Genomic DNA, 26,724 nt, shown 5'->3' with positions numbered 1-26,724 from the left:
AAAGAAAAAGTACAGCCTTTTATCGTTGTAATTATAAAAATATAAAGGCAGAAACTATTTTCCCTCTCCCCATCCAGAAAGAGGGAAAATGCCTGCTCATTTTTTATTATTCTGCTTAATCAACATTGCTGGCTGGCGTCGCTTCAATATGGCGCTCTTCAGCCGTTAATCCCTTTATATATTTACTGTATTTCCACCACGCAAAGCCGAGGAAGATAACAATACCGCCGACGTTATAAAAAATGATGGTCAGAATATTCGCGCCAGTCGGGAATGTCGAAGCGACAAACCCTACGGCAAATATCGCAATCAGCATTGAAACAACGATAATACCGGTGCGGCGGGAACCCATACGGAAATCACGTGGCAGGTGATCTAATTTGGCGCGTAAATTCAGGTAAGCCAGCATGATGAATAACGGCGGAAGCATGGACGCTGCGGCAGTCATATTAATAATAGTATTCATCAGATCCTGCACAGTATTGGAACCGAGCATCGGGATAATCATCAGCGGGATGACGATCAGGAACTGGATCCACGCTGCACGCGCCGGAACGCCGTTTTCGTTCAGTTCAACGGTTTTCTTACCAAAGATGCCTTCCGGGATTTCGGAGAAGAAAATTTTCACCGGCGTTGCGGTCCACATCAGCAGGGAACCGAACATCGCAGTAAAGGAAACAAGGCCAACAAAGCGATTCATCAACGCTTCCGGCAGACCAAAATACGCCGCCATGCCGTGGAATACCTGCACCGATCCGCCGGTAAATTTCAACTCTTTGCTGCTGACGAAGACGTTAATCAGCACCGAGGAGACGGAATACAGTACGCCAATGAAAATCCCGGCGAGGATGATCACTTTAACGAACGATTTCGAACCGCCTTTGACGTCGTTAACGTACACCGCGACGGACTCCGCGCCGCCTGCGGCCATAAAGATCCAGGTGGTAACGCCGAGGAACGCCCAGTTGAAGTTCGGGATCATCGCGTCAACGGTGATCGGATCGGCAGGCTGTACGCCGCCAACCAGCGCCGTACCTGCCAGTAAAATGTAGGAGAGCGTTAACAGCAGCATCAGCGTTGAAGTGACGGAGGTAATTGGCCCCAGCATTTTCGCCCCGTTGGTAGAAACCCAGGTGGAGAAGGCGAACAGCACCATACTGATAATGGTGGTGGCAACTGGCGTCATAATATATTCGTAGCCGAGGAAGGCATATGAAGCGTAAGCAATAACGCGCGGCAACAGCGAGGTGAAAAAGAACAGGTTTACGAACCAGTAGGTATAGGCAGTAATAAATGCCCAACGTCCGCCCAGCGAACTTTTTACCCACGCGTAGACACCGGCTTCCGAGTTTTTATTTAACGAGACAAATTCTGCGATGATCAGACAGAAGGGAATAAAATAAAAAATCGTTGCGAGGAAAAACATCGGCGCCGAGGCCAGTCCAAGCTCAATATTATTATTGATAACGTTGTTAAAGCTGTAAACGGCGGCAAAAGTCAGCGAGAGCAAGCCGAATTTGCCGATTGTATTACGTTTGGTATCAGACATAACACATCTCCGAAAATGAGTAGGGTAGCGGTGGCGGCAAACTCCTTTTGCCGCCGTAGTTGTTATTTGTTATGGAAATAACCATCTTCGATGGTGACTTTGAGAACCACTTTTTTGACCGCGTTATTGCAGATAAACCGATACGCTTCATGGATATCGCAAATAACGATTTGCCCTTCGTGAACCTCGACGGTTTCTCCGCAGCCTTTTAAATATTCACGGTCAGTTTCATCGCGATAATATTCCACTACCTGTAATGTCTCTTTCGGCGCATATTCAATCTTTTGCTGCCCTTGCAGGTAGTAATGCACTTCAAAATAACGACGATGCCCGGTAAATAACGCATCGGTCGCGGAGTCATTTTCCACACGGTAGGTCAATGAGTCACCGATGGAGTGGGCGACGCCAGGCTGAATGTTGTCGATATTTTCAATCGCTTCAACGCAGCGTTGCCACTTCTTGCCAGAGGCGTAAATCTGGCGGAATTGTTCTAAGTTATCGATGATCCTCATTGCTTATTCTCGCTGTGCAAATTCGTGGAAAAGAACCCTGCGCCGAACTCATACGACGCCAGGCTTTGCGCGGTAGCTTCTCCGCCAGAAACCGGCAGCAACGTAAAGCCGTAGCTGAAGTCACGGAACCAGACGCGCCAGGAGTCCAGCACCTCGCTGCCCCAGGAGTTGGAGCCAAGGCCGAGCAGCTGGTGGTCAAGATTCAGGGTGATGTCATCACTGCGCTGAAGTTCGTTGCAGTGTTGCGCGGCGTGGATGTTCTCCTGGGTGTAGTGCCAGGCGCTGAAGTTAATTGGGCGCTGCGGAACCACCAGCAGACCGTTGCCGTGGCGGTTAGTCAGTGCCGCCCAGCGGACATGCTGACGGTTGCCGTTGTTCTGCGGGAAGGGATAGTTCTCGAACATGGCATCGACGGTGCTGCGCCAGATATCGATGATGTTAGCCTGCTGGCTGTCGGCGTAGTTTTCGCCCGGTCCACGACCGTAATACGCCACCTGATCGTATTCGCCGTTAATCCCCATGGTGAAACCGATGCACGGAATGATGTGCGGATAGTCGCCGTAACGCTCGCCGGAAAGCGCCACGTTAACCTGGCCATCGGCAGCGATGCGCCAGATGTAGGTGCAGCGCATCCCGAAGTCAAACACCGGTGGGGCAATAACCGTGCGGCTGATGATCAACACTTCACCATCGCTCTGTTCTACGGCAAAGTCGCGCAGATGTTCCTGCATGATCTGCAAATGATTCGGCTGCCACAGCCCTTCGTACTCCTGCTTGTGGTTGTCGATCATTGGCTTGAAGAAGTTGATCTTTGGCTCGCGAGTCAGCATCGATTCGCCATTCACCTGCCAGGATGTCGGTTTGCCACTCATTTTTGAGAAGGTGATCGCGAAGTTGTAGCCGCGAACGGTGTAGCTCAAACGATCGTCTTCCAGCGTCAGCGGACGCGCATTATTTGGTGTGAAAGGCACTGGCTGCGCGGTGTTTTCCTTCAGCGGGAACTGATAAGTGGCGATAGAATGCCCGGCTTCGCTGTAGCGGGTGCGGGAATCTTTGGTCACCGTAATGTTGAGGAACGCTTCGCGGGCGTCCAGCTGCGGCAGCGTGATCTGCAAGGGGGCTTCGCTGTTCGGCGCAACGTCGCGCAGTTTAATCTGCTGTGTCGCGAGCGTTTCACCTTCGGCGCGCACCTCTGCGTGCAGGGTGTAGTCATCAAGCGTGGTAAACCACAGTTTATTTTCGACTTTCAACTCGCCGCGAGTCAGATCCAGCGCGTGGATTTTTACCGGCGCGATAACCTGTTTGTACTCTTTCAGGCCCGGTCCCGGCGTCTGATCGGAATAGATCAAACCATCAAGACAGAAGTTATAGTTGTTGGGATAGTCGCCGTAGTCGCCGCCGAATTTATACCAGACATTGCCGTTGTCATCCTGCGCCTGGATCCCGTGGTCGCACCATTCCCAGACATAATGTCCCTGAATGCAATCGTGCTTATAGAAGACGTTCTGGTATTCCGTTAGCCCGCCCGGTCCGTTCCCCATCGCATGAGCGTATTCGCAGATGATACGCGGCTTCGGATGCGGATATTCACCAAACTCATTCATCAGCGGCACGCGGGTGTACATGGTGGAAATAATATCGACCACTTCAGCATCGCGATCTTCTTCGTAGTGCACCAGACGCGTGTCATCGAGCGCCTTCGCCGCGTGGTACATCGCGCGGATATTACAGCCATAGCCGGACTCGTTGCCCAGCGACCAGATGATGATCGACGGATGGTTTTTCTGCGCGTGAATATGGCGAACGATGCGCTCGACGTAGACCTTTTCCCACTGCGGATCGTCAGTAATGCGGCTGATATCGCCGACGTTAGCAAAGCCGTGCGATTCGACGTCGGTTTCCGCCATCACAAACAGGCCATAGATATCACACAGTTCGTAGAAACGCGGATCGTTCGGGTAGTGAGCGGTACGCACGGAGTTGATGTTGTGCTGCTTCATCAACTGGAGATCTTTCTCGACGCGATCCATCCCAACGGCGCGGCCTTTGCGATGATCGTTATCGTGACGGTTGACGCCGTGCAGCATCACATAACGGTTATTGATCCAGAACAGACCGTCGCGCACTTTGATATCACGGAAGCCGACGCGTTGCGGCACCACTTCCAGAATGTTGCCGTCGGCGTCTTTCAGCGTCATGACCAGATGGTAAAGATAAGGAGATTCTGCCGACCATTGCTGCGGCTGTTCGACAGTAAAAGCAAAGCTGGCGCTGGTCAGTTTTTCAATTGCCAGATGAGGAATGGCGCTGCTGTGCACCACGCGTTCGCCGTCGAACAGGGTATATTCCAGCGTCGTTACGACAGGGGAGGCGGCGAGGTTTTCCAGCACCACTTCGCAGGAGAGCGTGGCATCGCAATAGGCTTCGTCAAAGTCGGTGCGCACGGTGAAATCGTTAATATGCGTTAGTTGTTTACCGATCAGATAAACATCGCGGAAGATCCCCGCCGACCACCACATATCCTGGTCTTCCACGTAGGTGGAGTCCGCCCACTGCATGACGCGCACACACAACAGGTTATCGCCGGTTTTAACCATCGCGCTGATGTCAAACTCTGCGGTCAGGCGACTGCCCTTGCTGAAACCCACATACTGACCGTTAACGTAGACTTCAAAATAGGTTTCGACGCCGTCAAATTTAATCAGCGTCTGCTTGCCCTGCCAGCCGTCGCTGAGGGTGAAAATACGTTGATAGGCACCGGTTGGGTTATCGCTGGGGACAAAAGGCACATCGATGGGGAACGGAAAACCTTCGTCGGTATATTGCAGTTTGCCGTGGCCTTCCATTTGCCACATGGCGGGGACGGTAATGTCCCCCCAGTCAGCCATTAACTCGGAAGTGAAGGCTTCTGGCACTTGCAGCGGATGATCAAAGAAATGGAAATTCCACTGACCGCTTAAGGGCAGAAACAGGCTGCTGGTTTCGCGGGCAAAGGTGCGTGCCTGCGCAACAGAATCATATGAAAAAAAGTACGCACGCGGCGCAAGTCGGTTTTCGTGGGTGAGTTGAATGTTTTCCCAGCGATTCATAGGGCCTCCCGGTAGAGAGAAATCGGAACCATTCATGGTGATGGTAGTTTGTGTAATTGCTGGGGAGTTTAGTAAAATTTTTACTAAAAAGTAGCAGGTAAATGCATTTACTTTAACTGGATCACGAAAATAAACGGCAGCACTGTCCGGCAAAAACGATTGCCGGACAGTGTGTAAGGGGATTTAGCGGGTGGTGCCGCGCAGTTTTAATTTGCTGGGAACAAACACTAACAGCGGCAGCGCGCGACCATCGCGAGCCTTTTCATACAACAGGTTAACGCCCTGGCTTCCCATCATTTCGGAATGGATGCGCACGGTTGAGAGCGGCGGAAAGGTAAATCGCGCGGTGGGGATGTCGTTCACGCTGATAAGCGAAATATCCTGTGGGATGTTCAGGCCACGTTCATGAATTGCCCGCAGTACGCCGATAGCAATGGAATCAGAAGCGACAAACAACGCCTTCGGATAGTCTTCCCGCGCCAGCATTTGCTTTGCCAGTTCATAGCCCGACGAACTGGAAAAACCGCCGCGCCAGATGTCCTCTTCGCGTACTACTTGTTTCAGTCGGCCATATTCCACAAAGGCGACTTCACGAATATCCGCCTTGCCAGGCTCATCTTCGCCGCCAATAAAACCAATACGATTAACGCCCTGATCGATGTAGAAGTCGATGATTTCTTTACTGATGCGTGCCAGATCGATATCCACCGCATCGTAACCGCTGCCGGGTTCGTGAAAGTCGATAAAACAGATATTGTCGGTCAATGCGCTGGCGGCGGCGCGCAGGGCAGGCGTGGGTTTACCGACAATCAAAATACCGGTGACGTTTTTAATGCCCGGTAATCCGCTGTGCTCATAACAGTTGGTCAGTTCGATCGCCAGCTTTTCGCACTGGGTTTCAATGCCGTGGCGGATCGCCAGATAATAAGGATCGTTGATCTCCAGCTCCTGTTGGTAGCTGTAGATAGCCAGAATATGGTGTTGGTTGACTGCGCCTGTCTGTAGTTTACGGGCGCTACTGGTCTTGTACTCCAGCTTTTCGGCGATCTCGAGAATGCGATGTTTCGTCTCTTCTTTCACATTCAACGTCGGATCGTCATTTAAGACCCTGGATACTGTCGCCAGGGATACGCCAGCTTCGATTGCGATGTCTTTTAGTGTTGCCATGTTTACCTTTTTTACTTTCCCTGATGTGCGTCTCCATTGTAGAGGAAGTGCTTATCGGGTCACCTGTTTTCAGTAAATAAAGCGCGTTTCTTTGACGCTGTAACGGTAACACAGCGGCTTACGAATGTGATCACGCCTGCATTCTCCATTTTTAGCCTACAGGATTGAGAAAAACTTTTGCTATAGTTTAGTAAAATTTTACTTGAGGGGGGGAAACAATGGAAACCGTTGCTTACGCTGATTTTGCGCGACTGGAAATGCGCGTCGGGAAAATTGTGGAAGTGAAACGCCATGAAAACGCCGACAAGCTGTACATTGTACAGGTTGATGTGGGGGAAAAAACGCTGCAAACCGTGACCAGCCTGGTGCCGTACTACAGCGAAGAAGAGCTGATGGGGAAAACGGTGGTGGTGTTGTGCAATCTGCAAAAAGCGAAAATGCGCGGTGAAACGTCGGAATGCATGCTGTTGTGTGCGGAAACCGATGACGGCAGTGAAAGCGTACTGTTAACGCCGGAACGGATGATGCCTGCGGGCGTGCGAATCGTATAAAGAGATCGGATGGCGACGTTGCATCGCCATCCGAATTGATATTACGCTTCTTCGACACTTACTCGCATGGCCGCCAGCGCCTTACGCGCCGCTTTGATCACCAGTTCACACTGTTCAATGGTCAGCGTCAGTGGCGGTTCAATGCGGATCGTTTTGGCGTTGTTGAGCGTGCCGGCGACCAGCACACGCTGGCGGAACATCTCGCTGGCAAAGTTGTAGCCGATTTCGTTATCAACAAACTCAATCGCCATCAACATCCCTTTACCTCGCGCTTCCTGCACCAGATCGGGATATTCCCGCGCCAGTTGGCGGAAACCGTCCAGCAACATATCGCCTTTTTGTTCAGCCTGAGCCGGTAAGTTCTGCTCCAGCAACACATAGATGGTCGCCAGCGCCGCCGCACAGGCCAGCGGGTTGCCGCCAAAGGTGGTGGTATGCAGGAATGGGTTGTCGAACAGGACTGAGAACACCTCTTCAGTGGCGATGGTTGCGCCAATCGGCATCACGCCGCCGCCGAGGGCTTTTGCCAGACACAGAATGTCCGGCTGAACGTTCTCATGCTCACAGGCAAACATCTTGCCCGTGCGCCCCATACCCGTTTGTACTTCATCGAGGATCATCAGTGCGCCGAACTCATCGCACAGCTTACGCACGGCGGTGAGATAGCCCGGCGGCGGCAGAATGACGCCACCTTCGCCCTGAATCGGCTCAAGGATCACCGCAGCCACATCATCACCGGTTTTTTTGCACTCGCTAAGGGCCGTGCGCATGGCTTCGATATTGCCAAATGGTACATGACGGAAGCCCGGTAGCAGCGGCATAAACGGTTTGCGGAAGGTCGATTTTGCCGTGGCTGACAGTGCGCCAAGCGATTTACCGTGGAACGCGCCGCTGGTGGCAATAAAAGTAAACTTGCCGCGCGGTGACTGATAAGCCTTCGCCAGCTTCAGCGCCGCTTCAACGGACTCAGTGCCGCTATTACAGAAGAAGCTGTATTTCAGTTTACCGGGCGTTAGCGCGGCAAGGGTTTTCGCCAGCATCGCCCGTAATGGGTCTAGCAACTCCTGGCTGTGCAGCGGCTGTTTCGCAAGTTGATTCTGTACGGCGGAAACCACAACTGGATTACGGTGCCCCACGTTGAAAATGCCAAAACCTCCCAGGCAGTCGATAAACTCCTGTCCTTGGGTGTCGACAAGCGTATTTAAACCTCCCGCTTGCCACTCTACGGCTCCGTAATCCCCGCCGGCGGTAACAGATTTGCGATACTCTAAAAACCCCGGATTGACATGCTCTTTGAAGTATTCAATCACCTCGCGGTTAAGTGCTTTCATCTCCTCATGATCCAGCGTTCGCTTTTCAATGAGATTCAGGGCGTGGGCGCTGCACGCTAAAGCCGATGCGCTCGAAGGTAACCTGTTCAAAATATGCTCCGGAGTCTCGCGTATCACATGATACCGATTTAAGTATTGCAGGGATTGCGCCACTCCGGCTGCGATCGCGAAAATCGGGATAAACATAAATGCGGTTATCATTCATGCAATATTTAATGCTATTTGTTAACACTTGCCGTTATTTTGCACGATTTTTATCGGGCGCACCTCCTGCTATCCAGGAGGAAATGCACTATGTCAGGGCAATAATTGCCTGATTGTTGGGCAATATAATAAACGTGCCGGGATAGTACCCAAGTGAAAGTATTTTAAATCAAGGAATTAGGTTTTGTGCTTTAATCGAAAATTGCGATCTAAATCAAATTAAACCACTAAAGATAACCTCACCGGAGCCGACATAACTTCTGACAAGAAGTTAACAACAATATAACCTGCACAGGACGCGATTATGTCTTCTCATCCGTATGTCACCCAGCAAAATATCCCGCTGGCTGACGATACCACTCTGATGTCTACTACCAATCTACAAAGCTATATCACACATGCTAATGACACTTTTGTGCAGGTTAGCGGCTATACCTTGCAAGAGTTACAGGGACAGCCGCATAACATGGTGCGCCATCCGGATATGCCGAAAGCGGCCTTTGCTGATATGTGGTACACCCTGAAGCAGGGGGAACCCTGGAGTGGTATTGTGAAAAATCGGCACAAAAATGGCGATCATTATTGGGTGCGGGCGAATGTGGTGCCGATGGTGCGTGAGGGCAAAATCAGTGGTTATATGTCGATTCGTACACGGGCGACGGATGACGAGATCGCAGCGGTAGAGCCGCTGTACAAGGCGCTGAATGCCGGACGTACAAATAAGCGTATTCATAAAGGTCTGGTGGTGCGTAAAGGCTGGCTGGGAAAACAGCCTTCATTGCCGCTTCGCTGGCGGGCGCGTGGAGTGATGGCGCTGATGTTTATCGTGCTGGCGGCAATGCTCTGGTTTGTTGCTGCCCCGGTGGTGACGTATTTCCTCTGTGCGCTAGTGATGTTGTTGGCAAGTGCCTGTTTTGAATGGCAGATTGTACGCCCGATAGAAAATGTTGCCCGTCAGGCACTGAAGGTGGCGACCGGAGAACGTAATAGTGTTGAGCATTTGAATCGCAGCGATGAGCTGGGGCTGACATTACGCGCGGTAGGGCAACTTGGCCTGATGTGCCGTTGGCTAATTAATGATGTCTCAAGCCAGGTGTCCAGTGTCAGAAACGGCAGCGAGACGCTGGCGAAAGGCACTGATGAACTGAACGAACATACCCAGCAGACAGTTGATAACGTTCAGCAAACGGTGGCGACCATGAACCAGATGGCGGCGTCGGTGAAACAGAACTCTGCTACGGCGTCGGCTGCCGATAAACTTTCTATCACTGCCAGTAATGCAGCAGTGCAGGGCGGGGAAGCGATGACCACGGTGATCAAAACGATGGACGATATCGCCGACAGTACCCAGCGCATTGGCACCATAACTTCGCTGATTAACGATATTGCGTTTCAGACCAATATCCTCGCCCTGAATGCGGCGGTGGAAGCGGCGCGCGCCGGAGAACAAGGCAAAGGTTTCGCGGTGGTGGCTGGGGAGGTACGTCATTTAGCCAGCCGTAGCGCCAATGCTGCCAACGATATTCGCAAGCTAATTGATGCCAGTGCAGATAAGGTGCAATCCGGTTCGCAACAGGTACACGCCGCCGGGCGGACGATGGACGATATTGTGGTGCAGGTAAAAAACGTCACCCAGTTAATTGCTCAGATTAGCCATTCAACGCTGGAACAGGCTGATGGGCTTTCCAGCCTGACCCGTGCGGTAGATGAGCTTAACCTGATCACCCAGAAAAACGCCGAGCTAGTGGAGGAGAGCGCGCAGGTGTCGGCGATGGTAAAACACCGCGCCAGCCGACTGGAAGACGCGGTGACGGTGCTGCATTAATCGGTATGCCGCATCCGGCAGTTGGAGCACAATGCCTGATGCGATGCTGGCGCATCTTATCAGTTTTACGAACGGGTGTAGGCCGGATAAGGCGTTCACGCCGCATCCGGCGGTTGGTACACAATGCCTGATGCGATGCTGACGCATCTTATCAGTCCTGTGGACGGGTGTAGGCGGATAAGGTGTTTACGCCGCATCCGGCAATCGGTGATTAATCCAGTTGCGTAATATCAAAAGCGGCGCGGTCGATCACCGCAATGATCTTTTTTATCTGCGCGTCGGTAATATCGCTCTGGTTGACACGTAGGTCCAGCACCGCTTTAAAATTATCCAGCGCCCGCTTCATTTGCGGGTTCTGGCGCAGCGCCGCACCAACGCAACGCGCTTTGATGCGTTCCTCAATCATCTCCACTTGTTCGCGGTTTTCTTCCAGCCACTGCGCGCCCTGTTCGGTCAGCGCAATCTGTTTTTTGCCGCCTTCCTCTTCGCGGATGGTAATTAGCGACTGCTCCTGGAGAAAATCCAGCGTCGGGTAGATGACGCCCGGGCTTGGGGTGTAATTCCCCTGGGTCAGATTCTCAATCGCTTTAATCAACTCATAACCGTGGCTGTCATCGCGCGAGAGAATATCCAGAATCACCAGGCGCAATTCACCGTGACCAAAGAAACGCTGCCGACGACCGCCGCCGCGACCGTGGCGACCACCGCAGCATTGACCGTGTTCATGCTGGTGACCGTGCCCGCAGTGCTCGTGTTCTGACTTCTCACCTTTACAGCAGCCTTCATGGCGTGGCTGGCCTTCATGTTTACAACACCCTTCGTGATGATGGCTCATATCAGCCTCCTTTTGCTTAATTAGATATATCTAATTTATATCTGATATGAGCATTACTGCAAGTACAAAAATGATTTTTAAACTCAGATGTACTCAACATGTAGGCCGGATAAGGCGTTCACGCCGCATCCGGCAGCCTTGCTACGGTGCTGAATGACTTCACATACTTCAGATATATCAGTTCTACAAATTGCTTGCATTTATCATGATTAACAATCATTATCATTTGCGAATTTTATTTAGATATATCTGATTACCATCACGAAGGCGATAACAATGAATAACTCTCCCCGCTACCCACAGCGCGTTCGCAATGATCTGCGCTTCCGTGAACTGACCGTGTTACGCGTTGAGCGCATCAGCGCCAGTTTTCAGCGCATTGTCCTCGGCGGCGAGGCGTTGGACGGTTTTACGTCGCGCGGCTTTGACGATCACAGCAAACTCTTCTTTCCTCAACCTGACGCTCACTTTGTACCGCCAACGGTAACAGAAGAGGGTATCGTCTGGCCGGAAGGGCCACGCCCGCCGTCGCGCGACTATACGCCACTGTATGATGAGCAGCGCCATGAACTGGCGATCGATTTTTTTATTCATGACGGCGGTGTCGCCAGCGGCTGGGCGATGCAGGCGCAACCGGGCGATAAACTCACAGTAGCCGGACCGCGTGGTTCGCTGGTGGTGCCGGAAGATTACGCGTATCAGCTGTATGTCTGTGATGAATCCGGAATGCCCGCACTGCGCCGCCGCCTGGAAACGTTGAGCAAACTTGCCGTTAAACCGCAAGTTACCGCGCTGGTCAGCGTGCGGGATAACGCCTGTCAGGATTATCTCGCGCACCTTGACGGTTTTAACATCGAGTGGCTGGCGCATGATGAGCAGGCGGTGGACGCGCGTCTGGCGCAGCTGGAAATTCCTGCCGATGATTATTTCATCTGGATAACCGGCGAAGGTAAGGTGGTTAAGAATTTAAGCCGCCGCTTTGAAGCGGAACAATATGACCCACAGCGGGTACGCGCAGCGGCTTACTGGCACGCAAAGATTGATATATGAAAAAAGGCTGACGATTTCTCGTCAGCCTTTGCGGTATCTGGTGGCCCCTGCTGGACTTGAACCAGCGACCAAGCGATTATGAGTCGCCTGCTCTAACCACTGAGCTAAGGGGCCATGGTAGCGGATTATAAAGTAACTCCGTGCCGCGATCCAGCCATTAGCGTGCGGCTGCTGTTTTTATAAACAACGTGTTTTCAATTCGTTATACTTCCTGCGGGTTGTGTTGTTCAGGAGTTAATATGGTTGACGATATTCTTGCGCCAGGATTGCGTGTGGTGTTTTGTGGCATCAATCCGGGCCTTTCTTCCGCAGAGTCTGGCTTTCCGTTTGCCCATCCGGCAAATCGCTTCTGGAAGGTGATTTATCAGGCCGGATTTACCGACCGTCAGTTGAAGCCACAGGAAGCGCAGCATCTGCTGGATTATCGTTGCGGTGTTACCAAACTGGTAGATCGTCCAACGGTGCAAGCCAATGAAGTTTCAAAGCAGGAGTTGCACGCAGGCGGGCGCAAGCTGATTGAAAAAATTGAAGATTATCAGCCGCAAGCGTTGGCGATTCTGGGCAAACAAGCATATGAACAGGGATTCAGCCAGCGCGGTGCACAATGGGGGAAACAAACGCTCACCATTGGTTCGACGCAGATTTGGGTGTTGCCGAATCCCAGCGGTTTAAGTCGCGTTTCACTGGAGAAACTGGTTGAGGCGTATCGGGAACTGGATCAGGCGCTGGTCGTGCGTGGGCGATAAAAACGCCACCGAAAAGGTGGCGTTTGTGCAGAGGGATAAGTGCCGGATGCGGCGTAAACGCCTATCCGGCTTACCGATTAATCGTCCAGGAAGCTACGCAGTACTTCAGAACGGCTTGGGTGACGCAGTTTACGCAGCGCCTTCGCTTCGATCTGACGGATACGTTCACGGGTAACGTCGAACTGTTTACCCACTTCTTCCAGCGTGTGGTCGGTGTTCATATCGATACCGAAACGCATACGCAGAACTTTTGCTTCACGCGCGGTCAGGCCAGCCAGTACGTCGTGCGTTGCCGCACGCAGGCTCTCGGTGGTCGCAGAATCCAGCGGCAGTTCGAGGGTGGTATCCTCGATGAAATCCCCCAGATGCGAATCTTCATCATCACCGATCGGCGTTTCCATGGAGATTGGCTCTTTGGCGATCTTCAGCACTTTGCGGATTTTGTCTTCCGGCATCAGCATACGTTCAGCCAGTTCTTCCGGCGTTGGTTCACGACCCATTTCTTGCAGCATCTGGCGAGAAATACGGTTGAGCTTGTTGATAGTCTCAATCATATGCACCGGAATACGGATGGTGCGCGCCTGATCTGCGATAGAGCGGGTGATCGCCTGACGGATCCACCAGGTTGCGTAGGTGGAGAACTTGTAACCACGACGGTATTCGAATTTATCAACCGCTTTCATCAGACCGATGTTGCCTTCCTGAATCAGATCGAGGAACTGCAAGCCACGGTTGGTGTATTTCTTAGCGATAGAAATAACCAGACGTAAGTTCGCTTCAACCATCTCTTTCTTCGCACGGCGGGCTTTCGCTTCACCGATGGACATGCGACGGTTAATGTCTTTAACCTGCTCAATGGTCAGGCCGGTTTCTTCTTCAATCTGCTGCAGTTTCTGCAGGGCGCGATGCACTTCTTCAGAGACATCGTGCAGTTTTTCCGACCACGGCTTGTTCATCGCAATTGCCGCGTTGAACCAGGTATCGCTGGTTTCGTTGCCGGTAAACAGGGTGATGAAGTTTTTCTTCGGCATTTTGCACTGCTCAACGCAGAGCTTCATGATCAGACGCTCTTGTGTACGAACGCGATCCATCATGACGCGCATACTGTTGACCAGGTAGTCAAACTGCTTCGGCACCAGGCGGAACTGTTTGAATACTTCAGACAGTTTCAGGATCTCTTCCTGAGCGGCAGCGTGGCTGCGGCCTTTCGCTTTAATGGTGTCACGCGTTACAACGTACTGAGCGCGCAGTTCAGCAAATTTTTCGCGAGCCAGCTCCGGGTCGATGCTGTTGTCATCGTCGGCACTGTCGTCGTCGGCATCTTCTTCGTCTTCATCTTCGTCATCGTCCAGATCTTCCTGGGAAAGCTCAGAACCGACGTGAGTGGCGGTTGGTGCCAGATCTTCTTCTGCGTTCGGGTCAACAAAGCCAGTGATCAGATCTGACAGACGCGCTTCTTCTGCTTCAACACGATCATACTGTTCCAGCAGATAGGTGATCGCTTCCGGATATTCAGCAACGGAGCATTGAACCTGGTTGATCCCGTCTTCGATGCGTTTAGCGATGTCAATTTCGCCTTCGCGGGTCAACAGTTCAACGGTGCCCATTTCACGCATGTACATGCGTACCGGGTCAGTCGTGCGCCCGATTTCAGATTCCACGCTGGAAAGCACCTGCGCGGCGGCTTCGGCAGCATCTTCGTCTGCTGTGTTTTCAGCCAGCATCAGGTCATCGGCATCCGGCGCTTCTTCCATCACCTGAATGCCCATGTCATTGATCATTTGGATGATGTCTTCGATCTGATCGGAATCGACGATATCTTCCGGCAGATGGTCATTGACCTCGGCATAGGTCAGATAGCCTTGCTCCTTACCACGGGTGACAAGAAGTTTCAGCTGTGACTGCGGGTTTTGCTCCATAAGACGGTATCCACACTTATTTCATGAGGTTGGTGTTGGGCGATTGACCGGATATCATTCAGACGTTAATACTGAAATCCAACGGTTATTTACCGCCAACGATAATTACGAGGGCGTACTTATATCATTGCCGCTGCCTCTCAGTGCGGCTGTCGGGGGCTTCCCGATCGCTATTCGGCACTTAAGCCGTTAAATCACTTTTTCGCCAGTTCCTGGTTTAATGTCCAGAGTTCCAGGCGTTCTTCATTACTTAAACCATGGGTGCGCTCACGAGCGATTAACTCTTCCTGGCGCAGTTCAAGCAACGAATCAAACATATGGTTGAGTGAGTCGGTGAAGGTTTGCTCAGCAATATTCTTATCTGCTATATCGTCCCACATCGACAGTTTTTCAAGGGTGGCAGCATTATTTGTACCACGATAGTGCTCTAAAAGTTGCCCGGTGGTCAGACCTGGCTGAGAGAGACAAGTGTTGACCAGTTCTCTGAATAAGCCAAGTCCAGGAAGCTTATTTTGATCCAGATTCTCAAGCGGCGGGACTAACGTCGCTAATTCTGGATTTTGCACCAGCAACCCTATAAGTATACGCATGGTCGTGCGTTTTAGCTGCGGAACAGGACGAGAAACGCCGTTCTCTGCTGCTTTCGGCATTAATCGTTCAAGCTGGCTGTCATCAAGTATGCCTAACTTGTTGCCTAATTCCTGACGAAGATAGATGCGCAGCGTTTCTCCTGGCACCTGAGAAATCAGTGGCAGCGCCAGCGTACTTAAACGTGCGCGCCCGTCAGGGGTACTCAGGTCAACCTGCGGCATCAGGCTGTTAAACAGAAACGCGGAGAGCGGCATTGCCTGCTCCATTCGCGCTTCAAACGCCTCTTTACCCTCTTTGCGCACCAGTGTGTCTGGGTCTTCGCCATCGGGTAAAAACATAAAGCGTAACTGACGGCCGTCTGTCATATAAGGCAGCGCAGTTTCCAGCGCCCGCCAGGCGGCATCGCGACCTGCACGGTCGCCGTCATAACAGCAAATGACATTGTTGGTCGCGCGGAACAATAACTGAATGTGATCGGCAGTGGTTGACGTACCCAGCGATGCAACGGCGTAATTAATACCGTATTGCGCCAGAGCCACCACGTCCATATAGCCTTCGACCACCAACAGACGCTGGGGTTCAGCGTTATCCTGCTGCGCTTCATAAAGACCGTAAAGCTGGCGGCCTTTATGAAAAATATCAGTTTCCGGCGAGTTCAGGTATTTTGGGGTATCGTTGCCCAGCACGCGCCCGCCAAAACCAATCACCCGACTGCGCTTATCGCGAATAGGGAACATCACCCGCTCGCGGAAACGATCGTAACTGCGACCCTGATCGTTGGTGACCAACATGCCCGCATCAATCAATGACTGGCGATTTTCTGGATTGCCGCCAAACCGTTTCAGGACGTTGTCCCAGCCGGGGGGCGCAAAACCAATCGCAAAGCGGGCGATGACCTCGTGGCTTAATCCGCGTTTTTCCAGATACTGGCGCGCAGATGTGGCAACAGGTTGTTGTAAAGATTGTTGGTAAAACGTATTCAGACCGTCCATCAACTGATAAAGCGTTTGCCGTTGATGGCGCTCTATCTGGCTGGGGCCGCTGCCTGCTTCAAATGGCACTTCAAGATTGTGCATTGCTGCCAACTCTTCGACCGTTTCGACGAACTCAAGCTTGTCGTAGTTCATCAGAAAGTCGATCGCGTTGCCGTGCGCGCCACATCCAAAGCAGTGGTAAAACTGTTTCTCACCGTTGACGGTGAATGACGGGGTTTTCTCGTTGTGGAATGGACAACACGCGTGAAAATTCTTGCCCTGCTTTTTCAGCTTCACACGGGCATCGATCAGATCGACGATGTCAGTGCGTGCCAGCAGATCATTAATGAATACGCGTGGGATTCGTCCAGCCATAGGCCCCGATTTTTAGCAATTCATAAACGAAAATAAGCCGCGCATTCCTTTCGGAAGCACGGCCTTACAACTACAACTCGGTCTGATCGGAGAGCAACGCTCTCAGGGAATTAGTACAGACGAGTACGGCGTGCGTTTTCGCGAGCCAGTTTCTTCGCGTGACGTTTCACTGCAGAAGCTTTAGCGCGCTTACGTTCGGTAGTCGGTTTTTCATAGAACTCACGACGACGAACTTCCGCCAGAACACCTGCTTTTTCGCAGGAACGCTTGAAGCGACGCAGAGCTACGTCGAACGGCTCGTTTTCACGTACTTTAATTACCGGCATGTGCCTCTCACCTTTGATTAATTCGGTTTGCCGCTGGCATCAACGCCAGCTTATTTCAAAATGGTGCGGAATTTTACTGCAATTGCTGCTGCTTTGTAAAGCACCGCGACCTCTTTTGAAAGGGACTTTTATAAGGGTGAGGAGTATACACGAGGCTTTCTCCAGGGGCGAACAAAGTTTTACATCAACCCGCATTGGTCCTACACTGCGCGGTAATAAAGCGAGGTAAAACAAGTCATGCGTGTACTGGGTATTGAAACTTCCTGCGATGAAACCGGCATCGCCATTTACGACGATGAAAAAGGTTTGTTAGCCAACCAATTGTATAGTCAGGTGAAATTACACGCTGACTACGGCGGCGTGGTGCCTGAGCTGGCCTCCCGCGATCACGTGCGTAAAACCGTACCGTTGATCCAGGCGGCGCTGAAAGAGTCTGGTTTGACGGCAAAAGATATTGATGCCGTGGCCTATACCGCAGGCCCAGGATTAGTCGGCGCGCTGCTGGTTGGTGCGACCGTGGGACGTTCTCTGGCGTTTGCCTGGAACGTTCCGGCGATTCCGGTGCACCATATGGAAGGGCATCTGTTAGCACCGATGCTGGAAGATAACCCGCCGGAATTTCCGTTTGTCGCATTGCTGGTTTCCGGCGGTCATACGCAGTTAATCAGCGTTACCGGCATTGGTCAGTATGAGCTGCTCGGCGAGTCCATTGATGATGCCGCTGGTGAAGCGTTTGATAAAACCGCGAAGCTGCTGGGGCTGGATTATCCAGGCGGGCCGCTGCTGTCGAAAATGGCGGCTCAGGGTACTGCCGGGCGCTTTGTCTTCCCGCGTCCGATGACCGACCGTCCGGGGCTGGATTTCAGCTTTTCTGGTCTGAAAACCTTCGCCGCGAACACGATTCGTGATAACGGCACCGACGACCAGACGCGTGCTGATATCGCCCGCGCTTTTGAAGATGCGGTGGTCGATACGCTGATGATTAAGTGTAAGCGTGCGCTGGATCAGACGGGCTTTAAGCGACTGGTAATGGCAGGCGGCGTGAGTGCTAACCGCACGCTGCGGGCGAAACTGGCGGAAATGATGAAAAAGCGTCGCGGCGAAGTGTTCTACGCGCGTCCGGAATTTTGTACTGATAACGGCGCGATGATCGCCTATGCCGGAATGGTGCGGTTTAAAGCAGGCGCGACGGCGGATCTCGGCGTTAGCGTGCGTCCGCGCTGGCCGCTGGCGGAGTTACCGGCTGCGTAAAACTCTCGGGTGCCGGAGAGCAATTTCCGGCACCGTCCTCACTTAAAGCAACACCACGGGCATCCACAGTAAGCCGGTAATCACCAGCAACACGAGGAATATCAGCCCAAAAATCGCCCCCAGTCGCCAGTAATCCACCGTTGGCAGATAACCACTACCGTAGTAAATCGGACTGGGTCCGGTGGCGTATGGTGTAAGAATGCTCCCCAGACCAATTGCCGCGCCAACCATCAGGCAGAACACCGGCAGCGGGATTTCCGGCATCGCCAGCGCAGCGGCAATCATCATCGGCGCGAGAGCGGAGGTATACGCCGTGGCGCTGGCAAAAAAGTAGCGCAGCAGATAAAACACCACAATCAACGCCATCATCACCATCGTCGGCGAATAACCACTTAAGCTGCCTGCTAACAGTTTGCCAAACCAGCTAATAAAACCGGTGTTGTTGAGTCCGGTGGCGAGGGTGATTAGCGAGGCCAGCCAGAAGAAAACGTTCCACGCTGCTTTATTACTGACAATATCGTCCCAGCTGATAATACGCAGAAGCAGCATCAGTGCCACCACGCTGTAACCGACCATCGCAGCATCGATATAATCACCGCCGAAAATCCACAGCACCAGCGCGCCCACCATCAGCCCCAGCATCCGTTTTTCACGCGAACAGAGTGGCCCCATCGCTTGCAGTTCCGTCTCTGCCCAGCGCGGCACCTGATCACCAGACTTCAGTACCGGTGGGTATAGCACGTAAGCCAGCCAGGGAACCAGCAGAACCAGTAAAATGCTGAGCGGCAACATCCCGAGGAACCAGTCGCCCCAACTCAGCGTGGCGTGAGATGCGCTTTTCATCAGTCCAATTAGCAGTAAGTTAGGTGCCATCGCCGTCAGGAAAATGGCGCTGGTCACACAATCGGCAACAATCCCCATCCACATGATGTAGGAGCCAATGCTGCGCGAACTGCTGTCGTTCGGCTGTGATTGATAGAGCGGCGGCAGGTTACGGATGATGGGATAGATAATCCCCGCACCGCGCGCTGAGTTGGAAGGTGTTACAGGTGCAAGGACTAACTCGGAGAACATCACCGCATAGCCGAGAAACAGCGTGCGATGCCCCATCTTTTTCACCAGAATCAGCGCAATGCGACGTCCAAGTCCGGTTTTTTCATAGCCAGTGCCAAACATAAAGGCGGCGAAAATCAGCCAGATAACCGAATTAGAAAAACCGGAAACGGCCCACGAGAGGGATTTTGCAGTGAATTTAAAGCCTGGCTGAGCGAGCTGCTCCGGGCTGAACAGCAGCCAGGGAGAGAGTATGGCGATGATGGATATACCCACCATCGCCACCACGGCACCCGGCACCGGTTCGAGGATCAGCCCAACGATCACGCCGGTAAAAACAGCAAAGTAGTGCCAGGTATGACTCTCCAGCCCCGCAGGAACCGGAAGTAGAGCAATAATGGCGATGACCGCCAGCGGTGCGAGATATCGCCACCATTCAGTGGAAGGTTTCATCGTGTTATGCCTGCGAAAAAGGAGAGGGGGCGAACCTCTCCGTGAGGGTTATTTGATGTAGTGGACGTGCTCGCAGATCTCTTCCACGATGGGATCGCGGCGTTCGGCGAACAGCTTTTTGTTTTCGGCTATCAGGTTGTTGCCGTGGGTATCAATAGAGACAATCAGCGGCCCAAACTCTTTAACCCGGCAGACCCACAACGACTCCGGCATTCCGAGTTCTGTCCAGTGCACCTCTTCAATCTCTTCCACCTGGGTTGCCGCCAGTACTGCGCAGCCTGCCGGGAAAATCACATGCAGCGCCTTGAATTTCTGGCAACCTTCTTCAGTCAGCGGCCCCATTCCGCCTTTGCCGACCACCAGTTTCACGCCGGTCTGTTCGATAAATTCACGTTCAAAACTTTCCATCCGCATACTGGTTGTTGGGCCGACGGATACCATCTCCCATTTGTCGCCATTTTTGCGCACGATGGGGCCAGCGTGGAAAATCGCTTTGCCGTTGAGATCGTAAGGGATCGGACGTTTCAGTTCGATCAGGCGGCGGTGACAAACGTCGCGGCAAGTCACCAGCGTACCGGTCAGGTAGATCACATCGCCGACGCGAATATCTTGCAGATCTTCAGCTTTGATCGGGGTTGTCAGGATCTTTTTCATAACGCGCTCCGGGTGTGAGAAAGGTTTTCAAAGGAGAGATCGGCATGAACCAGCAGCGTACCGCGACGATGCGCCCAGCAGCCGGTAGAGACAGCGACGCCGATGGTAGACGGATGGCGAGCGGCAGATTCGATATGCACGCCCATCACTGAACTGTTGCCAGTCAGCCCTTGTGGACCTATCCCCAGACGGTTGAGTCCTTCCTCCAGGCGTAGCTCCAGCTCTGCCGCTTTCGGATTGGGATGGCGGCTGCCAATCGGGCGCAAAATGGCTTTACGTGAGAGCACGGCGGCGGTTTCCACCGAGGTGGCGATGCCTACACCTACCAGTACCGGTGGACAGGCGTTTACGGCGAGGGTGGAGATATTTTCGAAGACGAATTTCACTACGCCTTCGTAGCCTTCTGACGGCATTAATACTTTCGAGCGGCCAGGTAGCGTGCAGCCGCCGCCAGCCATGTAAACTTCGATTTCCGCGTCGTCACCGTCGGGGACGATATCCCAGGTAACCCACGGTACGCCGCTACCGGTATTTTTGCCGGTGTTCACTTCGTCAAAAATTTCCACCGCGTTGTGGCGCAGTGGCGCTTTGACGGTCGCCTCTTCCACGGCTTGCTTAAGAATGCTTTGCAGTTCGCCAAGCAGCGGGAAACGGGAACCGACCTTAACAAAAAACATGATTTCGCCGGTGTCCTGACAGGCCGGGCGATTCAGGTCGATCGCTTTTTGCATGTTATCGAACATCGTGTGGTAGATGATTTTCCCCATCGACGACGTTTCGGCGTCCCGAAGCTGTTTTAGTTTATCCACTACGTCATCAGGCATTCGGGTAGAAATCATGGCGGTAAAGTTAGCGACAATATCCGTCAACTTATTCACTGCCTGTTGTTTATTACATTCGCTCATCATGGCAACTCCAGTTTTTCTATTTGTCTGGAAAAATTCACCACCACAAACTACCACTAAAAATGTGGTTTTATATTTCTTGCCGCCGTGAAAATGTAATTAACAGTTCGTGAATCAACACGAAAATAAGAATGAATATTGCGCCAGAGCAGGGAATGGAAATGTTTTGCGAAATACACTGAGCCAGTCAAAATTGCGGATAGTTAACGATGCTGAATAGCTGGCCTTTAGCCAAAGACTTGCAGGTACTGGTAGAAATCGTCCATAGCGGCAGTTTTAGTGCCGCAGCGGCGACGCTTGGGCAGACGCCCGCATTTGTCACCAAACGAATCCAAATCCTTGAAAACACGCTGGCAACGACGCTACTTAACCGCTCCGCTCGCGGCGTGGCACTGACTGAAAGTGGCCAACGTTGTTACGAACATGCGCTGGAAATCCTCACCCAATATCAGCGACTGGTCGATGACGTCACGCAAATCAAAACGCGCCCGGAGGGGATGATTCGTATTGGCTGTAGTTTTGGTTTTGGGCGCAGTTATATTGCACCAGCCATTACCGAACTGATGCGCAATTACCCTGAGTTACAGGTGCATTTTGAATTGTTCGATCGGCAAATTGATTTAGTGCAGGATAATATTGATCTGGATATTCGTATTAATGATGAAATCCCTGATTATTATATTGCGCATCTTTTGACAAAAAATAAAAGAATATTATGCGCAGCACCTGAGTATCTGCAAAAATATTCCCAGCCACAATCCTTACAGGAATTAAGTCGTCATGACTGTCTGGTGACCAAAGAGCGCGATATGACCCACGGAATATGGGAGTTGGGGAACGGTCAGGAGAAAAAATCGGTGAAGGTAAGCGGGCATCTTTCCTCCAACAGCGGTGAGATAGTGCTGCAATGGGCACTGGAAGGTAAAGGGATTATGCTGCGTTCCGAATGGGATGTGCTGCCGTTTCTGGAGAGTGGCAAACTGGTGCGAGTATTGCCGGAATATGCACAAAGCGCCAATATCTGGGCTGTCTATCGGGAGCCACTCTATCGCAGTATGAAGTTGCGCGTCTGCGTAGAGTTTCTGGCGGCGTGGTGCCAGCAACGGCTGGGCAAGCCCGCCGAAGGCTATCAGGTTTTGTAAACCTGCCAGAAATCACTGCGGATCTTTTTCGCGCTTTCTTTTAAATTTCGTCCAGATTTTTGTCTCCTGGCGACGCCACAGACGCTGGATGTTGTCATGATGACGCAGCAGGATCAGGCAAGAGAGCATAGAAACCGGAAAGGTGAATTGTGGCTTAAACCACCAGACATAAAACGGAGCAATCAGTGCGCTGACAATCGCTCCCAGCGACGAATAACCGCTGAGTAAAATGGTTAACAGCCAGGTTCCCGCCATCACACCCGTTAAATCCCAGCCAATTGGTGCGATTGCGCCAAAAGCGGTGGCAACGCCTTTTCCCCCTTTAAAACCGAAGAAAACCGGCCAGATGTGTCCAAGACAGGCGGCGATGGCAATTAAGCCTAGCCAGAAGGGGCTGACACCTAATTCATACGCGCCCCAGACGGGTAACATTCCTTTCAGAACGTCGAAAATCAGCACTGCTACGGCTGCTCCCTTGCCACCGATACGTAACACATTGGTGGCGCCGGGATTGCCGGAGCCGCTGGTTCGCGGATCGGGCAGCCCACACAAGCGGCAAACCAGAATGGCACTGGAAATGGAGCCGCAGAGGTACGCGATGAGGATCATTCCAGGCGCGATTGCACTCATAAGCTGTTCCGTTTTGAAAATTCGTGTTCAACGATGAATCTGTGGATAATACGCACATTTCGCCGGAAGTGGTATCCGGTTAGCCAAAAAGCAGGCAGGACGTGATGGATATTGTATTTATAGAGCAACTTTCGGTAATCACCACTATTGGTGTTTACGACTGGGAACAGACCATCGAACAGAAGTTGGTGTTCGATATCGAAATGGCGTGGGATAACCGTAAAGCGGCGAAAAGCGATGATGTGGCGGATTGTCTCAGCTACGCTGACATTGCCGAAACGGTGGTCAGCCACGTCGAGGGCGCGCGTTTTGCACTGGTGGAACGCGTGGCGGAAGAGGTGGCGGAGCTGCTGTTGACTCGCTTTAACTCGCCGTGGGTGCGTATCAAACTCAGCAAGCCAGGCGCAGTGGCGCGTGCGGCGAATGTTGGCGTCATCATTGAGCGTGGCAATAATCTGAAAGAAAATAATTAATTTTACAGCTGTTAAACCAAACGGTTATAACCTGGTCATACTGCAGTAGTTCGGACAAGCGGTACATTTTTATAATTTAGGGGTTTATTGATGAGCGATATGCACTCGCTGCTGATAGCGGCAATATTGGGTGTGGTCGAAGGATTGACAGAATTTCTGCCGGTATCCAGCACGGGCCATATGATTATTGTCGGTCATTTGTTGGGATTTGAGGGCGACACGGCGAAAACCTTTGAAGTCGTGATCCAGTTAGGATCAATTCTGGCGGTAGTAGTGATGTTCTGGCGGCGTCTGTTTGGCCTGATTGGCATTCACTTTGGGCGTCCGTTGCAGCACGAAGGAGAAAGCAAAGGTCGGTTAACGCTGATCCACATTTTGCTGGGGATGATCCCGGCGGTGGTACTGGGGCTATTGTTCCACGATACGATTAAGTCGTTGTTTAACCCGATAAATGTGATGTATGCGCTGGTTGTTGGCGGTCTGTTGCTGATTGCCGCTGAATGCCTGAAGCCGAAAGAGCCGCGTGCGCCGGGTCTGGATGATATGACGTATCGTCAGGCGTTTATGATTGGCTGTTTCCAGTGTCTGGCGCTGTGGCCGGGTTTCTCCCGTTCCGGGGCGACCATTTCAGGTGGGATGCTGATGGGGGTGAGCCGTTACGCTGCTTCCGAGTTCTCGTTCCTGCTGGCGGTGCCTATGATGATGGGCGCAACGGCGCTCGATCTCTACAAAAGCTGGGGCTTCCTGACAACCGGCGATATCCCGATGTTTGCCGTTGGGTTTATCACCGCTTTTGTGGTGGCGCTGATAGCGATTAAAACCTTCCTGCAATTGATTAAGCGCATTTCGTTTATCCCGTTCGCCATTTATCGCTTTATTGTGGCGGCTGCGGTGTACGTTGTGTTCTTTTGATTGAGAAAAGGTTCGGGAGCAGGCCTGGTTTTCTCCCTCGCTCTGTAGGGAGAAGGCCGGGGTGAGGGTGATTGTTCGCACCGGTGCTGGTCTGTTCCCCTCACCCTAACCCTCTCCCCGAAGGGGCGAGGGGACGGTTCGTGCTAACGTTTAGTTTTATACTCATTCAGGCTTTGGGCAACGTTGTTCCTTCCAGCTGGCTACCGCCGCAATCCTCCGTCGGGTCAGCTCCTCGCGAATCTCCACACCTTTAAATCCCGCTTCAACGACGGCTTTTGTTGGTACTGACTGTGCCACTTCCCAGGCCTCGTGCAACCAGCGGCCTTGCGGGTAGTCCGCCGATTCAAAACCGGTTCTGCCGCGCACGTCAGCCTCGCTGGTCAGCGCCAGTTGCTCGACACGCTGCGGTTTACGCCAGGCGTCAATGGAATCAAATAATTTGACGATGGTTTTTGGGTTCAGCATTGGGAAGGTGTGGATGAGATCGTGAAACTCCGCCACCAGTTTAGCTAAGTCGCGGATTTCATTAGGCACGCGCAGACGCTGACACAGTTGCTCCACTAACTTCACGCCAGCCGGACCGTGACCGTGATGACGCGGCCAAAGCTCTGGGGGCGTCAGTCCTTTACCGAGATCGTGGCATAAAGTTGCGAAACGGACATCGACCTGCGGACTCAGCATCGCCGCCATTGAGAGCGTCATTAAGGTGTGAATACCGGTATCGATTTCCGGGTGCCATTTCGCCGGAGCGGGGACACCAAACAACGCGTCGATCTCCGGGAATAAAACGCGTAGTGCGCCGCAATCACGCAATACCTGGAAGAAAACTTGCGGATTGCGTGTGGTGAGGGCGCTTTCCGTCTCTTTCCATACCCGTTCAGGTGTCAGGTGTTCCAGTTCACCCGCGTGGGTCATCTCGCGCATCAGCGCCAGAGTTTCATCGGCAATACGAAAACCAAGGTGGGCATAACGCGCAGCAAAACGCGCCACGCGCAGTACGCGTAACGGATCTTCGCCAAAAGCGGGGGAAACATGGCGCAACAGACGATTTTGCAGATCGCCCAGACCGTTGTACGGGTCGATAATCTCGCCGTTATCGTCCTGGGCCAGCGCATTAATGGTCAGATCGCGACGCTTAAGATCATCTTCCAGCGTGACATCCGGTGCGGCATAGCAGGTAAAACCGGTGTAACCGGAACCGGATTTCCGTTCGGTACGTGCCAGCGCATACTCTTCATGCGTTTGCGGATGCAGAAAAACAGGAAAATCGCGGCCTACCTGCTGGTAGCCCGCGTCGAGCATCTCCTGTGGCGTACTGCCGACCACCACCCAATCTCTGTCTTTGACCGGTAGCCCTAACAATGCATCCCGAACAGCACCACCGACCAGATAAATCTTCACGCCATCATCCCTTCGTCAAATACACAATTCCTAATAATAAGACAGTGCAACGAAGAAGGCGATTTAGTTCATCCAGCGATCTTTACGTTTGCGCGTTGGGATCAGGTGCGGCAGTACCAGACCGAGCAGCAAGCCAAGTCCCAGCACGCCGCCACCATACATAAACCACTGCATGATGATGGTGCGCTGTTTGTCATCCAGCTGAACGCTGGCGGCATCGACTTTTTTCTGCGCGACAATCAGTTCGTTTTTCAGCTTCTGATTTTCTTCTTTTAACCCGTTGATCACACTGTCGCTCTGCGCCACTTTTTGCTGCATTTCTGCGGTGCGCTGATTCCAGGTGTTATCGATATTGGTGAGCTTATCGGTCAAAGTTCTGACCTGATTTTCCAGATCTGGCACGCGGGAGCGCAGGCTTGGCTCAGTACTCAGTTGTTTCAACGGGATCCAGGCGGTACGGCCGGAGCTGTCTTTCACCTGGGCATAATTGGTGTTGGCGTCAGTTTGTAATAATGTCACTTCTTCACCGGCGTTCACGGTGCCCACGAGGCGATAATGATCTCCCGGACCACTGCGAACCCAGGTATTCAGTTCGTCAGAAACATAGCGTTTTTCTTCCGCGTGAGAGACGGCAGTGGCGCTAAGCGCGAGTAAAGTTAGTGCGATCAGGCGTAATTTTGGCATCAGGCTGTCGTTATTGTCATGGAAAGTGGAACGATAGTAGTGGCATCAGTGTTGCTGCGCAAAGCATTCGGTATCAATCAGAATCCTCTGTGTCAGCTTTTGCCACTGTCTCAAACTTTTAC

Annotated in this window: 23 protein-coding genes and 1 tRNA gene; 8 read left to right on the top strand and 16 right to left on the bottom strand. The window is 52.4% G+C overall.

From position 1 onward, the window contains the following. Nucleotides 1–115: 115 nt before the first annotated feature. From RGV86_RS09590 to ebgR, 4 genes are all read right to left on the bottom strand, one after another. Nucleotides 116–1,549, bottom strand: a complete 1,434-nt coding sequence (locus RGV86_RS09590; RefSeq protein WP_001285446.1) for an amino acid permease — start codon at nucleotides 1,547–1,549, stop codon at nucleotides 116–118. A gap of 62 nt (nucleotides 1,550–1,611) precedes the next feature. Beyond that, nucleotides 1,612–2,061 carry a beta-galactosidase subunit beta gene (locus tag RGV86_RS09585; RefSeq protein ID WP_001219943.1) on the bottom strand — a complete coding sequence of 150 codons (450 nt, stop codon included), beginning with the start codon at nucleotides 2,059–2,061 and terminating at the stop codon, nucleotides 1,612–1,614. Continuing rightward, nucleotides 2,058–5,150 (bottom strand): beta-galactosidase subunit alpha, encoded by a 3,093-nt coding sequence (ebgA, locus tag RGV86_RS09580; protein ID WP_085461210.1) that lies wholly within the window; start codon nucleotides 5,148–5,150, stop codon nucleotides 2,058–2,060. Before ebgA ends, RGV86_RS09585 begins: the two co-directional genes overlap by 4 nt. 183 nt (nucleotides 5,151–5,333) lie before the next feature. Further along, nucleotides 5,334–6,317, bottom strand: coding sequence for a transcriptional regulator EbgR (ebgR, locus tag RGV86_RS09575; RefSeq protein ID WP_085461209.1), 984 nt, complete (start codon nucleotides 6,315–6,317; stop codon nucleotides 5,334–5,336). Nucleotides 6,318–6,535: 218 nt separating this feature from the next. Between ebgR and RGV86_RS09570 the strand changes: the two genes are divergently transcribed. Beyond that, nucleotides 6,536–6,868, top strand: a complete 333-nt coding sequence (locus RGV86_RS09570; RefSeq protein ID WP_000450588.1) for a tRNA-binding protein — start codon at nucleotides 6,536–6,538, stop codon at nucleotides 6,866–6,868. A gap of 41 nt (nucleotides 6,869–6,909) precedes the next feature. On the opposite strand, the gene ygjG is transcribed toward RGV86_RS09570, so the two are convergent. After that, entirely contained in the window at nucleotides 6,910–8,289 is a 1,380-nt protein-coding gene (gene ygjG / locus RGV86_RS09565) for a putrescine aminotransferase (protein WP_309508377.1), read from the bottom strand. Nucleotides 8,290–8,707: 418 nt separating this feature from the next. On the opposite strand from ygjG, the gene aer reads away from it, so the two are divergent. Next, nucleotides 8,708–10,228, top strand: a complete 1,521-nt coding sequence (gene aer, locus RGV86_RS09560) for an aerotaxis sensor receptor Aer (RefSeq protein WP_085461208.1) — start codon at nucleotides 8,708–8,710, stop codon at nucleotides 10,226–10,228. Between the two features lie 211 nt (nucleotides 10,229–10,439). On the opposite strand, the gene nfeR is transcribed toward aer, so the two are convergent. Beyond that, nucleotides 10,440–11,063: a DNA-binding transcriptional regulator NfeR gene (gene nfeR, locus RGV86_RS09555; protein WP_000018005.1), complete on the bottom strand. Its 624-nt coding sequence runs from the start codon at nucleotides 11,061–11,063 to the stop codon at nucleotides 10,440–10,442. 276 nt (nucleotides 11,064–11,339) lie between these two features. Here nfeR and nfeF point away from each other — a divergent pair, with 276 nt between their 5' ends. After that, nucleotides 11,340–12,113, top strand: a complete 774-nt coding sequence (nfeF, locus tag RGV86_RS09550; protein WP_085461207.1) for an NADPH-dependent ferric chelate reductase NfeF — start codon at nucleotides 11,340–11,342, stop codon at nucleotides 12,111–12,113. A 38-nt stretch (nucleotides 12,114–12,151) separates the two neighbouring features. Here the strand turns inward: nfeF and RGV86_RS09545 are convergent. Continuing rightward, nucleotides 12,152–12,227, bottom strand: a tRNA-Ile gene (locus tag RGV86_RS09545). Between the two features lie 125 nt (nucleotides 12,228–12,352). On the opposite strand from RGV86_RS09545, the gene mug reads away from it, so the two are divergent. Continuing rightward, on the top strand, nucleotides 12,353–12,859 hold the full coding sequence (mug, locus tag RGV86_RS09540) for a G/U mismatch-specific DNA glycosylase (protein WP_000227303.1): 507 nt from the start codon (nucleotides 12,353–12,355) through the stop codon (nucleotides 12,857–12,859). 77 nt (nucleotides 12,860–12,936) lie between these two features. Here mug and rpoD read toward each other — a convergent pair whose 3' ends face one another. From rpoD to rpsU, 3 genes are all read right to left on the bottom strand, one after another. Further along, on the bottom strand, nucleotides 12,937–14,778 hold the full coding sequence (rpoD, locus tag RGV86_RS09535; protein ID WP_000437367.1) for an RNA polymerase sigma factor RpoD: 1,842 nt from the start codon (nucleotides 14,776–14,778) through the stop codon (nucleotides 12,937–12,939). Nucleotides 14,779–14,972: 194 nt separating this feature from the next. Then, entirely contained in the window at nucleotides 14,973–16,718 is a 1,746-nt protein-coding gene (gene dnaG, locus RGV86_RS09530; protein ID WP_032226322.1) for a DNA primase, read from the bottom strand. Nucleotides 16,719–16,828: 110 nt separating this feature from the next. Then, nucleotides 16,829–17,044, bottom strand: coding sequence for a 30S ribosomal protein S21 (gene rpsU, locus RGV86_RS09525; RefSeq protein WP_001144069.1), 216 nt, complete (start codon nucleotides 17,042–17,044; stop codon nucleotides 16,829–16,831). A 237-nt stretch (nucleotides 17,045–17,281) separates the two neighbouring features. On the opposite strand from rpsU, the gene tsaD reads away from it, so the two are divergent. Next, complete coding sequence (tsaD, locus tag RGV86_RS09520) at nucleotides 17,282–18,295, top strand: tRNA (adenosine(37)-N6)-threonylcarbamoyltransferase complex transferase subunit TsaD (RefSeq protein WP_001264365.1); 1,014 nt, start codon at nucleotides 17,282–17,284, stop codon at nucleotides 18,293–18,295. A gap of 42 nt (nucleotides 18,296–18,337) precedes the next feature. Here the strand turns inward: tsaD and ttdT are convergent, their stop codons facing one another. From ttdT to ttdA, 3 genes are read right to left on the bottom strand one after another with little or no spacing between them, the layout of a single operon-like run. Continuing rightward, the gene (gene ttdT, locus RGV86_RS09515; protein WP_085461206.1) at nucleotides 18,338–19,801 is read right to left on the bottom strand and encodes an L-tartrate/succinate antiporter; all 1,464 of its coding nucleotides are present in this window, start codon (nucleotides 19,799–19,801) and stop codon (nucleotides 18,338–18,340) included. A gap of 48 nt (nucleotides 19,802–19,849) precedes the next feature. Further along, a complete protein-coding gene (ttdB, locus tag RGV86_RS09510) occupies nucleotides 19,850–20,455 on the bottom strand; it encodes a L(+)-tartrate dehydratase subunit beta (protein WP_000722957.1) in 606 nt (201 codons plus the stop codon). After that, nucleotides 20,452–21,363 (bottom strand): L(+)-tartrate dehydratase subunit alpha, encoded by a 912-nt coding sequence (gene ttdA / locus RGV86_RS09505; protein ID WP_000986723.1) that lies wholly within the window; start codon nucleotides 21,361–21,363, stop codon nucleotides 20,452–20,454. The genes ttdB and ttdA overlap by 4 nt, the downstream gene beginning before the upstream one ends. 206 nt (nucleotides 21,364–21,569) lie before the next feature. On the opposite strand from ttdA, the gene ttdR reads away from it, so the two are divergent. Further along, a complete protein-coding gene (ttdR, locus tag RGV86_RS09500) occupies nucleotides 21,570–22,502 on the top strand; it encodes an L-tartrate utilization transcriptional activator TtdR (protein ID WP_000935221.1) in 933 nt (310 codons plus the stop codon). 12 nt (nucleotides 22,503–22,514) lie between these two features. On the opposite strand, the gene plsY is transcribed toward ttdR, so the two are convergent. Beyond that, a complete protein-coding gene (plsY, locus tag RGV86_RS09495; RefSeq protein ID WP_001272794.1) occupies nucleotides 22,515–23,132 on the bottom strand; it encodes a glycerol-3-phosphate 1-O-acyltransferase PlsY in 618 nt (205 codons plus the stop codon). 104 nt (nucleotides 23,133–23,236) lie between these two features. On the opposite strand from plsY, the gene folB reads away from it, so the two are divergent. Together folB and bacA are read left to right on the top strand one after the other, a co-directional pair. Beyond that, nucleotides 23,237–23,605, top strand: a complete 369-nt coding sequence (gene folB, locus RGV86_RS09490; RefSeq protein WP_010347879.1) for a bifunctional dihydroneopterin aldolase/7,8-dihydroneopterin epimerase — start codon at nucleotides 23,237–23,239, stop codon at nucleotides 23,603–23,605. A 90-nt stretch (nucleotides 23,606–23,695) separates the two neighbouring features. Further along, the gene (gene bacA, locus RGV86_RS09485) at nucleotides 23,696–24,517 is read left to right on the top strand and encodes an undecaprenyl-diphosphate phosphatase (RefSeq protein ID WP_001305111.1); all 822 of its coding nucleotides are present in this window, start codon (nucleotides 23,696–23,698) and stop codon (nucleotides 24,515–24,517) included. 162 nt (nucleotides 24,518–24,679) lie between these two features. Here bacA and cca read toward each other — a convergent pair whose 3' ends face one another. Both cca and RGV86_RS09475 read right to left on the bottom strand, forming a co-directional pair. Next, a complete protein-coding gene (gene cca, locus RGV86_RS09480) occupies nucleotides 24,680–25,918 on the bottom strand; it encodes a fused tRNA nucleotidyltransferase/2',3'-cyclic phosphodiesterase/2' nucleotidase/phosphatase Cca (protein ID WP_085461204.1) in 1,239 nt (412 codons plus the stop codon). 63 nt (nucleotides 25,919–25,981) lie between these two features. Next, on the bottom strand, nucleotides 25,982–26,602 hold the full coding sequence (locus tag RGV86_RS09475; protein WP_001125317.1) for a TIGR04211 family SH3 domain-containing protein: 621 nt from the start codon (nucleotides 26,600–26,602) through the stop codon (nucleotides 25,982–25,984). Nucleotides 26,603–26,724 lie beyond the last annotated feature (122 nt).

The sequence above is a fragment of the Escherichia ruysiae genome, from assembly GCF_031323975.1.
Taxonomy (GTDB): domain Bacteria; phylum Pseudomonadota; class Gammaproteobacteria; order Enterobacterales; family Enterobacteriaceae; genus Escherichia; species Escherichia ruysiae.
This window is presented reverse-complemented; position numbering and strand designations above follow the sequence as displayed.